General features: G+C 72.8%; 11 protein-coding genes. 3 read left to right on the top strand and 8 right to left on the bottom strand.

Annotated features, from left to right (window positions below; all coding sequences use genetic code 11):
* Positions 1 to 19: 19 nt before the first annotated feature.
* The 3 genes from M1L60_RS12645 to M1L60_RS12635 are packed head-to-tail and all read right to left on the bottom strand — an operon-like array spanning position 20 to position 2,852.
* Positions 20 to 1,273, bottom strand: coding sequence for an erythromycin esterase family protein (locus tag M1L60_RS12645; RefSeq protein WP_253237571.1), 1,254 nt, complete (start codon positions 1,271 to 1,273; stop codon positions 20 to 22).
* Positions 1,254 to 2,444, bottom strand: a complete 1,191-nt coding sequence (locus tag M1L60_RS12640) for an acyltransferase family protein (protein ID WP_253237570.1) — start codon at positions 2,442 to 2,444, stop codon at positions 1,254 to 1,256. Before M1L60_RS12640 ends, M1L60_RS12645 begins: the two co-directional genes overlap by 20 nt.
* A gap of 9 nt (positions 2,445 to 2,453) precedes the next feature.
* Complete coding sequence (locus M1L60_RS12635) at positions 2,454 to 2,852, bottom strand: NUDIX domain-containing protein (RefSeq protein ID WP_253237569.1); 399 nt, start codon at positions 2,850 to 2,852, stop codon at positions 2,454 to 2,456.
* Between the two features lie 137 nt (positions 2,853 to 2,989).
* Here M1L60_RS12635 and M1L60_RS12630 point away from each other — a divergent pair, with 137 nt between their 5' ends.
* Entirely contained in the window at positions 2,990 to 3,889 is a 900-nt protein-coding gene (locus M1L60_RS12630) for a ricin-type beta-trefoil lectin domain protein (RefSeq protein ID WP_253237568.1), read from the top strand.
* Here M1L60_RS12630 and M1L60_RS47560 read toward each other — a convergent pair.
* From M1L60_RS47560 to M1L60_RS12610, 3 genes are all read right to left on the bottom strand, one after another.
* On the bottom strand, positions 3,843 to 5,717 hold the full coding sequence (locus tag M1L60_RS47560) for a diguanylate cyclase domain-containing protein (protein ID WP_308208456.1): 1,875 nt from the start codon (positions 5,715 to 5,717) through the stop codon (positions 3,843 to 3,845). The genes M1L60_RS12630 and M1L60_RS47560 overlap by 47 nt on opposite strands.
* 21 nt (positions 5,718 to 5,738) lie before the next feature.
* Positions 5,739 to 7,598, bottom strand: a complete 1,860-nt coding sequence (locus tag M1L60_RS12615; RefSeq protein WP_253237567.1) for a SpoIIE family protein phosphatase — start codon at positions 7,596 to 7,598, stop codon at positions 5,739 to 5,741.
* 167 nt (positions 7,599 to 7,765) lie between these two features.
* The gene (locus tag M1L60_RS12610; RefSeq protein WP_253237566.1) at positions 7,766 to 8,080 is read right to left on the bottom strand and encodes a type II toxin-antitoxin system PemK/MazF family toxin; all 315 of its coding nucleotides are present in this window, start codon (positions 8,078 to 8,080) and stop codon (positions 7,766 to 7,768) included.
* A gap of 174 nt (positions 8,081 to 8,254) precedes the next feature.
* Between M1L60_RS12610 and gnd the strand changes: the two genes are divergently transcribed.
* Positions 8,255 to 9,694, top strand: coding sequence for an NADP-dependent phosphogluconate dehydrogenase (gene gnd, locus M1L60_RS12605; protein ID WP_253237565.1), 1,440 nt, complete (start codon positions 8,255 to 8,257; stop codon positions 9,692 to 9,694).
* A 4-nt stretch (positions 9,695 to 9,698) separates the two neighbouring features.
* The gene (locus M1L60_RS12600; RefSeq protein ID WP_253237564.1) at positions 9,699 to 10,820 is read left to right on the top strand and encodes an FAD-dependent oxidoreductase; all 1,122 of its coding nucleotides are present in this window, start codon (positions 9,699 to 9,701) and stop codon (positions 10,818 to 10,820) included.
* Here the strand turns inward: M1L60_RS12600 and M1L60_RS12595 are convergent.
* Complete coding sequence (locus M1L60_RS12595) at positions 10,786 to 13,092, bottom strand: putative bifunctional diguanylate cyclase/phosphodiesterase (RefSeq protein WP_253237563.1); 2,307 nt, start codon at positions 13,090 to 13,092, stop codon at positions 10,786 to 10,788. The genes M1L60_RS12600 and M1L60_RS12595 overlap by 35 nt on opposite strands.
* A 70-nt stretch (positions 13,093 to 13,162) precedes the next feature.
* Positions 13,163 to 14,806, bottom strand: coding sequence for a phosphoglucomutase (alpha-D-glucose-1,6-bisphosphate-dependent) (pgm, locus tag M1L60_RS12590; protein ID WP_253237562.1), 1,644 nt, complete (start codon positions 14,804 to 14,806; stop codon positions 13,163 to 13,165).
* Positions 14,807 to 14,877: the final 71 nt, after the last annotated feature.

The raw sequence follows: 14,877 nt of genomic DNA, 5'->3' as shown, positions 1-14,877 counted from the left end.
ACGCCGCACCGCCGAGTTGTCAAACCCCGGTCGGGTAGGTCTCCAGTTCGTGCGTGTCGACGTGCAGCGGATGCAGCGGGCGCAGGGCCCGGGTCTCGTCGAACCACAAGAACGCGTCGTAGCGGTCGCCGATCACCGACGGCACGTAATTGGCCAGCTGTTCCTGCTCGGGGCGGTAGACGACACCGATCGCGCGGTGCGGCAGCGGGTCGACCAGCACGTCGGGGCGCTCCCCCAGCGGCGGGAAGACGAACAGCGCCCGCGGCGGGGCCGTCGCGTGCAGCACGTCCTCGAGCGAGCCGGGACGGCCGGGCGGCACCGGCAGTTCGGTCATCGGCCCGCCCCACGTGCGGCCGGCGATCACCGAGCCGCGGTGGCCGGCCAGCCCGACCAGCACGACCTGGTCGACGCCGAACCGTTCGCGGGCCAGCGATCCGATCGTCACCTCGCCCAGCGCGGCCTGGTCGGTGGCGTTGGCGTCGCCGACGTGCGTGTTGTGGGCCCAGACGACGGCCCGCGAGCCGTCGCCGTAGTGGTCGAGCAGGCGGGCCAGCGTGGCGTCCATGTGGCGGTCGCGCACGTTCCAGGCCGTCGGGCCGCCCGCCGCCATCGCGCGGTAGTAGTGCTCGGCCCCGGCCACCACCTCGGCGTTCTGCCACACCGCGAGGTCGCGTCCGCGCAGGTCGATGAGCATCCGGACGACGCTGTCGGCACAACTGGCCCGCAGGAACTTCGTCGCCCACGCGTACGACTGCGGGTCTTCCGAGTACGCGGCCAGGCAGTGATACGCGGCCAGCGCCGGCTCCACGCTGTCCGGGTCGTGCTCGCGCAGCCAGGTCAGGATCTCGCGCAGCGACTCCCACATCGAATAGACGTCGAGCCCGTGGAAGCCGACCTCGCGCCCGTTGGACATGTTGAACGTGCGCAGCCAGGACGCGAAGTCGACGACCTCGTCGTTGCCCCACATCCAGGTCGGCCACCGTTCGTAACCGAGAAGGGCCTCCAGCGGCGACGCGTCCCCACCCCGGACAGACGCGTGGACCCGTTCGCAGTCGGGCCAGTCGCCCTCGACCGCGACGAACGAGAAACCACGCTCCGCGATCAGGCGGCGGGTCAGCGCGGACCGCCACGCGTAGTACTCGTGGGTGCCGTGGCTGGCCTCGCCGATCATCACGACCCGCGCGGCGCCCACCCGGTCGAGCAGGACGTCCAGGTCCCCCTCGTCGACCAGGGGCCGGGCGATGGCGGCAACCTCATCCCCGTACCGATGCATGGGGTTGACGTACCCGTCGTGGTTTGTCCCATACGTCGGACATTCGGCGGGCCCAGCGCTGTCCCGGCAGTTCGAGGTAGCGGTGGGTCACCCACGACACGGTCAGGACCACGCACAGGTACGCGGCCACGAGCGCGATCTGCGACCAGAGCCCCAGCCCGGCCGGGAACAGTGGCCGCATCACCAGCAACAGCACGTAGTGGTTGAGATAGACCGAGTAGCTGACCACCCCGATCCAGGCCAGCCACCCCGGCGTACGCCACCGGCGAGTCAGCATCCCGGCCGCGAACAGCCCCGCGAACACGGTCAGGGTGATCACGGCCCGGGCCACATAGCGCGGGGTCAGCGCGTCCAACGCGACCAGTTCGGCCGACCAGTTGAACAGCAGCCCGGCCGCCACCACGGGCGCGACGACGGCGACCGGCCACCAGCCCGTGCGGCCGGTGTCGGCTCGGTAGATCGTGGTGCCGGTGAACATGACGGCCACGATCAGCAGCCCGTCCCAGGCGTGCGCGGGGTCGGCGCCCGCGGTGACCAGCGTGACGGCCAGACCGCCGAGGGTCAGCGCGCCCGCGGTCACCGCCCACCGGCGCCGGCTGAGCAGGGCGGCCAGGCCTCCTACGAGTGCGAGAGCGGCGTACGGCGTCCGCACTGCCTGGGGTGCGAGCGGCGCGCTGAGGACGGCGGCCAGGGCCAGCACAACGGCCACCACCCCGTCGGCCCGGTGCAGGCGCAGCGCGAACAGGGCCGCCACGAGCAGGTAGAAGACCATCTCGAAGCTGAGCGTCCAGAACACCGGGGTGGCCGGCGCGACCCCCAGCAGGAACGGCACCATCGTCGCGTGGGCCACGACCGCCGTGCCCGGGTCGGCCGGACGGTAGTAGCCGAGCAGCACGACCGCGAGGGCGACCGCCGTGTACAGCGGCAGCAGCCGCCCGGCCCGGCCCACCCAGAAGCGGCGCAGGCTGCCGTGGCGCTCCAGCGAGGCCGGGACGATGTACCCGCTGACCAGGAAGAACAGCATGACGCCGGCCGGACCGGCGTGCAGCCACTCGGCGCTGACCGCGCGCGCATCAGTGAGCAGGTAGCGGCTCACGTGGGCGTAGAGGACGAGCAGGACGGCGACGGCCCGCAGTCCGTCGAGCCAAGCCATCCGGGGCGCGGCGGGCATCCGGGCACCCTACGCCGTGAACAGCTCCAGCGCCGCCGGGAGCTGCGAGTGCAGGGGCGCGGGCAGTGCGTCGAGCGGGAACCAGCCGAGCTCGTCGAACTTGTGCGGCTCGCCGATCCGGGCCGCGGCCGGGTCGAGGCGCACGGCGAACACGATCGCCACCCAGTGCGAGCCGGGCCGCAGCACGTTGCGGACGCCCCGCAGGTCGATGCTCAGCGGCGGGGTCGCGTACTCCTCGGTGACCTCGCGGGTGACCGCCTGCTCGAACGTCTCGCCGAACTCGAGAGCGCCGGCCCCGCAGTCCCAGGCGCCCGGCTCGTCGCGGGCCTGGGCCGATCGGCGGGCCAGCAGAACGCGCCCGTCACCGTCGTGACAGACGAACACACAAGAGACTTCCGGTCGATCCATGGAGATCATCATTCCTCACTGATCATCAGACCGTTACGTACGGTAAAAGTCCGGTATCGGGTGATCGAAGCCGCCCGATATGGCGTATGTTCTCGTACCGGTCCAGGGTGGACCTCGATCTTGTCCAGGGGGAAACTATGGCGGAGGACGAGAAGCGCGAGGATCCCGTGCTGGTGCGGCCGTACGTGAAGGCCGTGGCCGAGGCCGAGCGGGCGCCCGACGAGCAGGCCGAGACCTGGCCCGCGACCGCCGACGAGCCCCGCGAGGCCGACACGCTCGTGCAGCCGGCCGTCGAGGACGAGCCGCCCGCCCCGGCCAAGCCGCGCCTGACCATGCACCCGCTGGCCCGGGCCGGGATCTTCGTGGGCGGGGTCGCGGTCGCGCTCGGCGTGGTCGGCTACCTGATCTTCGGTCCGGCCGCCGACCCCGCGCTGCCGCAGCCCGGCGTCGCCCTGCCCGCCGCCCCGGGCCAGGCCCCGCTCGACCAGCCGCCCAGCGCCGGGCCGTCCGCGGCGAAAGCGTCGGTCAGCGCGTCGGCGAGTGTCTCGGCCGGCGCGTCGGTGTCGGCCTCGCCCAGCGCGTCCTTCCAGTCGCTGGCGCCGCTCGTGCCGAGCGGCTCGGTGCCCCCGCCGACCAGTGCCGCGCCGCCCACGACCGAGCCGACGCTCGGGCCCCCGGCCGCCGACCGCACCGGCCAGGTGACCGCGGCCAGCGGGCGCTGCCTGGCCCTGGGCAGCCTGTTCGGCTCGAACGGCAGCCCGGTCAACGTCTCCGGCTGCATGTCGGTCGCCTACCAGTCGTTCACCCTGGCCACCGACGGCACGCTGCGGGTCAACAACAAGTGCGCGCAGTCGACCGGCGACGGCACCGTCCGGGTCACCGACTGCGGCGACGGCGCGTCGTCCCAGTGGCGGGCCGGCGACAACGGCACCCTGATCAACGGCGGTGGCTGCCTGACCGACCCCGGCCGCTCCGGCGCCACCACCACGGTCAGCGCGTGCTCGGGTGGGTCGAGCCAGAGCTGGACGCTGCCCTAGACGCGAGCTTGGCCCGGTACATGGCGGCGTCGGCCTCGCGCAGCAGGCTTTCCGGGTCGGCGCCGTCGCGGCTCACAGCCACGCCGATGCTGACACCGACCGTGACCCGGCCGCCGTCGATGGCGTAGGGCTCGGTCAGCCGGGTGGCGATGGTGTCGCGCACCAGCTCCTCGGCGCCGTCGGCGGGCAGGCCGTCGAGCAGCACCACGAACTCGTCGCCGCCCAGGCGGGCCACCGTGTCGGACTCGCGCAGCAGGCCGGTCAGGCGCTGCGCGACCTCGATCAGCAGCACGTCGCCGGCCGCGTGGCCCAGCGAGTCGTTGACCGCCTTGAAGCCGTTGAGGTCGAGCAGCAGCACGGCGAACCGGTGGCCGGCCTGCCGGGTCGCGCGCAACCCGGCCTGGCCCATCCGGTCGGCCAGCAGCACCCGGTTGGGCAGGCCGGTGAGCGGGTCGTGCAGGGCCGCGTCGCGCAGCCGCTCCTCCTGCTCGCGCAGCGCCGACACCATCGCGCTGCGGTCGAGGGCCGCGGCCAGCAGCGCGCCCGACTGATTCATCATCTCGCTGCCGGGCGGGGTGCTCTGCTGGATGTGGCCGACCGCGGCCAGCATCCCCCAGTCGCGGGTGGCGCTGCGCACCGGCACCACGAAGACGGCGTCGCCGGCCGCACCGTCGGCCAGCTCGAACAGCGCGCGGGGCGGGAACGCGCTGACCGGCATGACCGCGCCGGCCAGGTCGTGCCCGGCCGGGTACTCGCCCTCGATGCGCAGCTCGGTGTCCAGGGCGGGCACCGCCCCGTCGCGCCACAGGCCGAGGCAGCCGGCGAAGGCCGTGGTGCGCTTGAGCCAGGCCATCTCGCGCGGGTCCCGGTCGTGCGCGCCGAGCAGGTCGATGCCCAGCTCGTGCTGCACCTTGAGCGTCTCCTGGAGGCTGCACACCTGGCCGAACAGATAGCGGGTGAGGTCCTCGGTGACGGGCAGGCCGCTGGGCGGGCAGCCGCACGAGTCGCGCTGCACGAAGCTGGTCGGCACCCGGCGTACGATCCGGGGCGCCTCGAACCGGCCGGTCAGCTCGGCCAGCAGCCCGATGGCGGCCGCGCCGATCGTGTCCGCGGGCTGGCGCACGGTCGACAGGCTGGGCCGCATGTACATGCCCCCGGCCAGGTCGTCGAAGCCGATCACGGCCAGGTCGCCGGGCACCTTGTGGCCGAGCTCGGTCAGCCGGCGGATCAGGCCCATCGCGTTGCGGTCGGTGCCGCAGACCACGGCCGTGGCCGGCATCCCGGCCGCGACCAGCCGATCGGCCGCCAGTTCACCGCCGCTCTCGTGGTTGTCGCCGGCGTCGAAGAGCAGCTCGGGCCGCGGAGCCAGACCGTGCTCGAGCTGCTCGGCCTCGTACCCCTCGCGACGTTCGCGCACGTCGAAGTGGGCCAGGTGACCGGCGAACGCGATCCGGCGGTGCCCGTGCTCGAGCAGGTGCGCGACCGCGGCCCGTACGCCACCGTTGTTGTCGGCGAAGACGGCCGAGCAGCCGGTCATCTCGTGGCCGACGGTCACCACCGGGATGCCCGCGCCCAGCACCGATTGCGCGTACGTCTCGGGGATCGCCCCGGCCAGCACGATCACCCCGGCCAGATGGCCCCAGGCGACCGGCCGCCGATAGTCGGGGACCCCGCTGCGGTCGGCGTTGTACGAGCCGGGGTCGAGCGTCTGCAGCGCGAGGAGGCGGTCGCCCGCGAGGACGGCCGCCTCGTTCGCGCCGGCGATGATGGTCCCGTAGTAGTCGCCCCCGACGAAGGGCGACAGGACACCGTACGTGCGACCACCCACGGCGGACATGATCTCCCGAAATCAGGCGTTGAGGGTCGCAGATGAGAGATATCGCCGCAGATCCTGGGTTTCTCCGGTAACGGGCCGGGCGGCCAGGATGCAGGTGTCGTCGTCCGGGTTGGTGCGCCGCAGCCGCGACAGCAGCTGGGCCAGCGGCTGCCCGGGCGAGGCCCGCACGGCCTCGTCGACGGTGGCGATCACCGAGGCCAGCCCGTCGTCGGGGCCGCGCCGGCGATGCTCGACCAGCCCGTCGGTGTAGAGCAGCAGGACGTCGCCGACCCGGAAGTCGAGCCGCGCGGTCCGGTACGTCGCGTCCTCGACCACGCCCAGCATCGGGCCCTCGGGCCGGTCGAGGGCGGCGGTGCGGCCCCCGCGGCTCAGCAGCGGCGGCGGGTGACCGGCCTGGGCCCAGACGACCTCGTGGCGGGCCGGGTCGAACCGGGCGATCACGGCCGTGGAGGCCAGCTCGGGCGACTCGCGGGCCAGCTCGCACGACAGCGTGTTCAAGTGTTTGAGCAGCTCGGCCGGGCAGCTGGTGGTGACGGCCAGCGCGCGCAGGGCATGCCGCAGCTGGGCCATCGTGGTCGCGGCCGGGGTGCCGTGCCCGGCCACGTCGCCCACGGCCAGCAGCACCGAGCCGTCGCGCAGCTCGGCCGCGTGGTACCAGTCGCCGCCGACCAGGCTCTCGTCGCCGGCCGGCAGGTAGCGCAGGGCCACCTTGAGCCCGGGCAGCACGATCGGGCCCTCGGGGATGGGCAGGATGATGCGCTGCAGGCGGGCGGCCAGCTCGTGCTCGGCGGCCAGGCTGCGGCGCTGCTCGTCGAGCTGGCGTTCGACCTCGGCCAGGCGCTTGGCCCCGGTCTCCTGCGCGGTGACGTCCTGCACGATGCCGTAGACGCGCAGCGGGCGGCCCTCGGCGTCGCGGCTGGCGTCGGCCACCGTACGCAGATGTTTGATCCGGCCGTTGACCCGCACCCGGGTCACCACGTCGACCCGGTCGCCCCGGTCGAGCTGGGCCTTGGCCGCGGCCCGCAGGGGCTCGTCCTCCTCGAGCGCGCTGCCGTCGGACGCGCCCGGGGCCAGCGGACCGAGCCGCGGGTCCCGCTCGTAGATGCGGTAGAGCTGGTCGGACCAGTAGATCTCGCCGCTGACCAGGTCCCACTCGCCCCAGCCGAGGTTGCCGAGGCGCTCGGTGCTGGCCAGCCGGTCGCCCAGCCCGCCCGGCACCTCGTCGTGCCGGGTCCAGTTGAGCAGCAGGCCCTCGCCGAGCCGGTGGGCCCGCACCGAGTACGTGCCGTCGCGGTGCGCGAACGGGCCGAGCGCGGCCGGCGCGCCGGTGTCGAGGACGGCCTGGTAGGCGGCCCAGCGCTCGCTGGCGATGACCTCGGGGAAGTGGTCGGACATCCGCAGGCCGAGCAGCTCGGCGCCGCGCAGGCCGTTGGGCGCGACGGCCTCGGGGCTCACCGCCGTCCAGATCAGGTCGATCAGGCGGCCGTCGGGGCCGCGCTCGGCGCTGAGGAACGAGGCCATGCCCGGGGTGATGTCGAGGACCCGCTGCACCATGCCGGTCCAGGGCGCGAACCGCCGCACCGGCACGGTGAGCTGCGGAGCCGTGCGGCCGGTGTCGAGGCCGGAGATGATCGGGGTGTCGGAGTCGGCCACGTCGAGCAGCCGGATCACGCCGGTCGCCACCTCGAGCAGGCCGCGGTCCTCCTCGGCGGCCATCCGCAGCAGGTGGCGGTGGGCGTCGGCCAGACGGCACCGGGCCCGGCCGGCCAGCAGGCCGACGGCACGCTCGATGGTGAGCCGGCCCGCCTCCCCGGCCACCGCCGGTGCGGTCGGGCGGAGGCTCTCGACCGCCGCGGCGTACGCCTGTGCCACTGCTCGTCCTCCCCAGGCTCCGTATGTCCGGTTCCTGAATACGCCAGTGAGGAGGGGGTCGTCATCGGCCGTTCATCTCGACCGCTCGCTACCTGCGGCGTGTCCGGGCGCTGGTCACCCGACCGGGGATACCCCGATGGAGTGTCGCAACAGGAGAACGGCCCTGATCAGAGTTCGAAGAGTGACCGCATGGCCTCGGTGAGTCGAGCCATGCTCGAACCGGTGACCATGCCGATGCGCTCCGCGCCGACCTCGGGCGGGATCCGGCGCATGCGGTTGACCACGACGACGCCGGTGATCGGGTCCTGCTCGGTCAGCGGCACCGCGTACGGCGGCAGCTCGGTGACCCCGCGCTGGCGCACGATCGGCGCGCAGAAGGGCGAGGCGTTCTTGCGTTCGTTGTACGAGTCGGCCGAGAGCACGAGAACGCGGTAGCGCAGGTCGGTGCGGTTGCCGATGGTCCAGATCTCGCCCCGCTTCATGTGGGCGTCCCCGTCGGCATGGGCCAACCCTACCGCCGCGCGATCTTAGGCCACCGCGGGGCACACCGGCCGAAAATGCCGCGGTGCTCACCGGGTGGGACGGTGATGAACCCTGACCGACACGAAGCCGTAAGAATAGGCGGCGTGGCTTGCTGCTAGGGAAGGGTGTCAATGATGTCGGAGAAGGCACAAATCGGGGTCACCGGCCTCGCGGTTATGGGACGGAACCTGGCTCGCAACTTCGCCCGGCACGGGCACACCGTGGCCGTGCACAACCGGTCGTACAACCGCACCAAAGAGCTCGTCGAGGAATTCGGGCACGAGGGCAAGTTCCTGCCTTCCGAGTCGGCCGCGGATTTCGTGGCCAGCCTGGAGCGCCCGCGCCGCGTGATCATCATGGTCAAGGCCGGTGGGCCGACCGACGCCGTGATCGAGGAGTTCGCGCCGCTGCTCGAAGAGGGCGACATGCTCATCGACGCGGGCAACGCGCACTACCTGGACACGCGCCGGCGGGAGGCGGCCCTCAAGGAGCGCGGCCTGCACTTCGTGGGCACGGGCGTCTCGGGCGGCGAGGAGGGCGCGCTGCACGGCCCGAGCATCATGCCGGGCGGCTCGGTCGAGTCGTACCAGGCGCTGGGCCCGCTGCTCGAGGACATCTCGGCCAAGGTCGACGGCGAGGCGTGCTGCGTGCACGTGGGCCCCGACGGCGCCGGGCACTTCGTCAAGATGGTGCACAACGGCATCGAGTACGCCGACATGCAGCTCATCGCCGAGGCCTACGACCTGCTGCGTCAGGTCGGCGGGCACTCCCCGTCGGAGATCGCCGACGTGTTCCGCGGCTGGAACGAGGGGCGTCTGGGGTCGTACCTGATCGAGATCACGGCCGAGGTGCTGAAGCAGACCGACGCGGCGACGGGCAAGCCGTTCGTCGACATCGTGGTCGACCAGGCCGAGCAGAAGGGCACCGGCCGCTGGACCGTGCAGGCCGCCCTCGACCTCGGGGTGCCGGTCAGCGGCATCGCCGAGTCGGTGTTCGCCCGGGCCCTGTCCGGCGGGGCCGACGTGCGGGCCGCGGCCGCGCAGGCCGGTCTGCCCGGTCCGTCCGCGACGGCGGGCGCGCACCAGGGTGACCTGCAGGCCGACGTCGAGCAGGCGCTGTTCGCCTCCAAGATCGTGGCCTACGCCCAGGGCTTCCAGCAGATCCAGGCGGCCAGCGCCGAGTACGGCTGGTCGATCGACCCGGGCGCGATGGCGAAGATCTGGCGTGCGGGCTGCATCATCCGGGCCAAGTTCCTCGACTTCATCAAGCAGGCGTACGACAAGTCGCCCAAGCTGACCACCCTGCTCGTCGACCAGTACTTCCTCGACGCCGTCAGCGGCGCCCAGGACGCCTGGCGCCGCGTGGTCGTCACCGCCGCCCAGCACGGCATCCCGGCCCCGGGCTTCGCGTCGGCCCTGGCCTACTACGACGGTCTGCGCGCCGAGCGCCTGCCGGCCGCCCTGATCCAGGGCCAGCGCGACTTCTTCGGCGCCCACACCTACCAGCGCGTCGACAAGGACGGCAAGTTCCACACCCTCTGGGCCGCCGACGGCCGCCCCGAAGTGGACGCCTGATCCGATGAGGGTCGGGGTTGTGGGCGCCGGGATCGGCGGCTTGACCCTGGCCCATGCGCTGCGGCGCCGGGGCATCGACTGCGTGGTTCTCGACCGCGACGCCGGCCCCGGCGCCACCGACGGTTACCGGCTGCACCTCACCGAGGAAGCCTTCACGGCGCTCGGCGAGGTGTTGCCGGAGTCGTCGATGCGGGCGCTGCGTGACTGCGGCGCCGGCAACAAAAGCTTCCGGCAGTTCGCCGTGCTCGACCATCGCGGCCGCACCCGTCTGCGCATCCCGATCGAGCACGCCGGCGAGGTGCTGCTGATCGGCCGCCGCCCGCTGCGGACCATCCTCGCCCGCGGCCTCGAAGATCAAATCCGCTGGCGTACGACGGTGACCGAGCCGCCCGGCCCGGAGTTCGACCTCGTGGTCGCCGCGGACGGCACCGGGTCGCGGATCGCCCGGCAATGGGTGGGCCGGCCGACCGCCCGCCGGTCGGGGATCATCGGCATCGCCGGGCGCGCCCAGCTGCCGCAACGCATCCCCGCCGACCTGCACGACGGGCTCGCCTTCATGATCGGCCCGCGCGGAGTCGGCGCCTTCCTCAGCCTCCACGCCGATCCAGGTGACGATCCGGCGGCCGAGGAGCCGTACGTTGTCTGGTCGGTCGCCGCTCCCCTGGATGCGGCCGACGGCGACCTGAAAGCGCTCGCGCACCGGCTGACAGCGGGCTGGACCGACGACTTCCACACGCTGATCGACCGGTCCGAGCCCGGCAGTGTGGCCGCCTTCCCGTTTTTCTTCCCGGCCGCGCTCGAACCGTGGCCGGCCGGGCGGGTGACGTTGCTCGGCGACGCCGTCCACCCGATGCCGCCGACCGGCGGGGCGGGCGCGAGCACCGCGATCCTGGACGCCGTCCACCTCGCCCGGGACCTGGCCACCATGCCGTCGGCCACGGCTCTGGCGACGTATCAGGCCCGCCTGCTGCGGTACGCGCCGCCGGCCGTCGACGAGGCCCGGCCCGCGCTGCGCTGGCAGCGCCGGCTCGCCCACACGGTGCTGTTCGCCCTGGCCACCGAGGTCGGCCTGCCCGCGGCCGGGGCCTGGCTCAGACTGCGCGCAGCGCGGGCTTCTCCTTCATGAGGGCGCCGGCCTCGTCCGGTGAGAGGGGCTTGGCCATGAAGAAGCCCTGGCCCAGGCGGTAGCCCATCTCGCGCAGGCGGACCAGCTGGGTCTCGTTCTCGATGCCCTCGGCCACGGCGCTGAGCTGCAGGTACTCGGCCAGCTGGGCGACCGCGGCGGCCACGGCCAGGCGACCCCGGTCCGCGCCCTCGGCGATGCCGTCGACGAACGACTTGTCGAGTTTGAGGACGTCGACCGGGAAGGCCCGCAACAGGCTCAGCGAGGAGCTGCCGGTGCCGAAGTCGTCCAGGGCCAGCCGTACGCCCATCTCGTGCAGAGCGTGCAGCGTCTCGCGGACCTGGCGGCCGTCGGCCACCGACGACTCGGTCACCTCGAGCACCAGGTTGCGCGGCAGCAGGCCGGTGTCGCTGAGCACGGCCGCGACCTCGTCGACGAAGCCCGACTCGCGCAGCTGGCGGACCGCCACGTTGACGTTGATCGCCTTGATCGCGCCCTCGCCGTGCTCCCGCTGCCAGCGGGCCAGTTGCTCGCACGCCTCGCGCAGCACCCACGAGCCGAGCGGCACGATGAGACCGGAGCGCTCGGCGACCGGGATGAAGTCACCCGGCGAGACGAACCCGCGCGTCGGGTGCTGCCAGCGCACCAGCGCCTCGGCGCCGTGCAGGCGGCCGGTGACGATGTCGAAGACCGGCTGGTAAACCAGGAACAGCTCGTGCCGGATGATCGCGTTGTGCAGCTCGCTGCCCAGGCGGGCGTGGTTCACGACCTCCTGGCGCATGCGCGGCTCGAACCGGGTCCAGGCCGCCTTGCCGCCCTCCTTGGCCGCGTACATGGCGATGTCGGCGTTGCGCAGCACCTCGTCGGCCGAGTCGCCCGAGCCGGCGATGGCCACGCCCACGCTGGCGTGGGCCAGCAGCAGGTGCTCGCCGACCCGGAACGGCTCGGTCAGGGCCTGGATGAGCCGGTCGGCGGCCGATTCGGCCGACGCCTCCTCCTCGATGTCGAGCAGCACCGCGAACTCGTCGCCGCCGAGCCGGGCCGGCAGGTCGATGTCGGACCGGGTCCGCCGCAGCCGCTGCGCGACCTGGTAGAGCAGCTGGTCGCCGACGGCCGGGCCCATCGTGTCGTTGACCATCTTGAAGTCGTCGATGTCGATCAGCAGCACGGTCGCGGGCTGGTGCGCGGCCAGACGGTCGGCCAGGGCCGAGGTGAACCGGGTGCGGTTGGCCAGCCCGGTCAGCGGGTCGGTCATCGCCAGGCGTTCCAGCTCGGCCTGCTGCTCGCGCAGCCCGGCCAGCATCCGCCGGTGGTCGCTGATCCCGATCAGCTGGCGGGCCACGACCAGGGCCGTGATGAGCACGGCGCCGAGGATCACGGCCCGTTCCCGGCCGTCCATCTGCTGAGCGGCCACGGTGGTGAACAGGGTCGCGGTGGCGACGATGGCGACGAACGGCAGCAGGTCGTAGACCGAGCGGCGGCGCCGGGGCGCGGCCGGCGCGGCCGGGCGTTGCAGGGTGAGCCGCTGCCGGTAGGCGGCCGCGCCGAACGAGAGGGCGACCAGCGGGCTGCCCAGCACGGACAGCAGCAGGCGGAAGAAGTCGTTGCCGGCGATGAGCAGCACGGCCAGGGCGACCGCGACGATCGGGGCGACGGCCAGCAGGCGCAGCGAGAGGGAGTCGATGGGCCCGTCCGGGCGGCCCGCGGCCTTGCCGATGACGACCAGGCAGAGCAGACCGGCCACGCCGACCACGCCGGCCGTGGCCCGGGTGGCCAGGTCGGTGCCGGCCGGCGCGTAGCTGAGCACGACGTACCAGAAGATCAGCGTGCCCGAGACGGCCACGGTGGCTCCGTCGAGCAGCACCCGGGCCCAGCCCAACGGCGTACGGTCGCCCATCGGCAGCCGCAGGAAGGCCGACATCACCCAGAACATGCCGGTCAGCATCGGCCCGGCGACGTAGAGGGACATGCCGGCGTTGTTGTTGGCCAGGGCCAGCGCGGTGCACGAGCTGATCAGCAGGATGACCGCGCCGTGACCGAGCTGACGCCAGAACGCGCGGACGACGCGCGGCAGCACCACCATCGAGCCGATGCGCTGCAGCGACCACGCCGCGGCGGCCAGGGCGATGGGCCCGCCGATATAGCCGAGCACCACATCCTGCGGGTCGCGCACCAACAGCCACACGGTGACGGCGAGAGTCGCCACCAGCGCGACCAGCAAAGATGTGAGCCCGCTACCGGCACGCCGGGCGGCGGGCCCCACGGGTTCAGTCATGCGCGTCCTAGGGCTGAGTCGGTTTCCCTACCGCCTTCCTGTCGGCCGCACGACGCGTTTTCTGAGAATTTCAGCCCCGGAGCGCCGCCGACACCACGGCCCGGGCCTCCTCCTGGATCCGGGCCAGGTGGTCGGGGCCGCGGAACGACTCGGCGTAGATCTTGTAGACGTCCTCGGTGCCGGACGGGCGGGCCGCGAACCAGCCGGGCTCGGTGACCACCTTGAGCCCGCCGATCGGCGCGCCGTTGCCGGGCGCGCTGGTCAGCACGGCGGTGATCGGCTCGCCGGCCAGTTCCTTGGCCGTGACCTGCTCGGGCGAGAGCTTGGCCAGCACCGCCTTCTCGTCCCGGGTGGCCGGGGCGTCGATCCGGGCGTACGCGGGCTCGCCGAACTTGGCCGTCAGGTCGCGGTAGTGCTCGCTCGGCGTGCGCCCGGTGACGGCCAGGATCTCGGAGGCCAGCAGGTCGAGCAGCAGGCCGTCCTTGTCGGTGCTCCACGGCCCGCCGTCGCGGCGCAGGAACGAGCCGCCGGCGCTCTCCTCGCCGCCGAAGCCGATCGAGCCGTCGAGCAGGCCCGGCACGAACCACTTGAACCCCACCGGCACCTCGTCGAGGCGGCGGCCCAGGTCGGCCGCGACCCGGTCGATCATCGAGGACGACACCAGCGTCTTGCCGATGGCGGCGCCCGACGGCCAGTCCTTCCGGGCCGCGAACAGGTAGTTGATCGCCACCGCGAGGTAGTGGTTGGGGTTCATCAGACCCGCGTCGGGGGTGACGATGCCGTGCCGGTCGGCGTCGGCGTCGTTGCCGGTGGCCAACTGGAAGCGGTCCTTCTGCTGGATCAAGGACGCCATGGCGTACGGGGACGAGCAGTCCATCCGGATCTTGCCGTCCCAGTCCAGCGTCATGAAGCCGAAGGTCGGGTCGACGTTCGGGTTGACCACGGTCAGGTCGAGTTTGTAGCGGTCGGCGATCGCGCCCCAGTAGGCGACGCTGGCCCCACCCAGCGGGTCGGCGCCGATGCGCAGCCCGGCCGACCGGATCGCGTCGAGGTCGATCACGGCGGGCAGGTCACCGACGTACGCGTCGAGGAAGTCGTAGCCGGAGACCGTGTCGGCGGCCCGGGCCCGGGTGGCCGGCACCCGCCGCACGTCGCGCAGCCCCTCGCCGATGAGCACGTTGGCCCGGTCCTGGATCCACTTGGTGGCGTCGGTGTCGGCCGGGCCGCCGTTGGGCGGGTTGTACTTGAAGCCGCCGTCGTCGGGCGGATTGTGCGAGGGCGTGACCACCACCCCGTCGGCCAGCCCGCTCGACCGGCCGCGGTTGTACGTGAGGATCGCGTGCGAAACGGCCGGCGTCGGCGTGTACCCGTCGCGGCTGTCGATCAGCGTGGTCACGTCGTTGGCCGCGAACACCTCGAGCGCAGTGATCATGGCCGGCTCGCTGAGCGCGTGCGTGTCGCGGCCGAGGAACAGCGGCCCGTCGGTGCCCTGGGCCCGGCGGTACTCGACGATGGCCTGGCTGGTGGCCGCGATGTGATCCTCGTTGAACGCGGTGCGCAGGCTGGAGCCGCGGTGCCCGGAGGTGCCGAACGCGACGCGCTCGCCGACCACCTCGGGGTCCGGGTGCTCGGTGTAGTAGCGCGAGACCACCTTCGGCACGTCGATCAGATCGCGCGGCTCGGCGGGCTGTCCGGCGCGGGGGTTGACGGACATGGGCGGCCTCCTTCAGGGGCATGGACCTGCCATGGAGCGTATCGATAGCTCCTTCCCCGCACCGCCGATCG

Source organism: Paractinoplanes aksuensis (assembly GCF_024137025.1).
Lineage (GTDB): Bacteria > Actinomycetota > Actinomycetes > Mycobacteriales > Micromonosporaceae > Actinoplanes > Actinoplanes aksuensis.
This window is presented reverse-complemented; position numbering and strand designations above follow the sequence as displayed.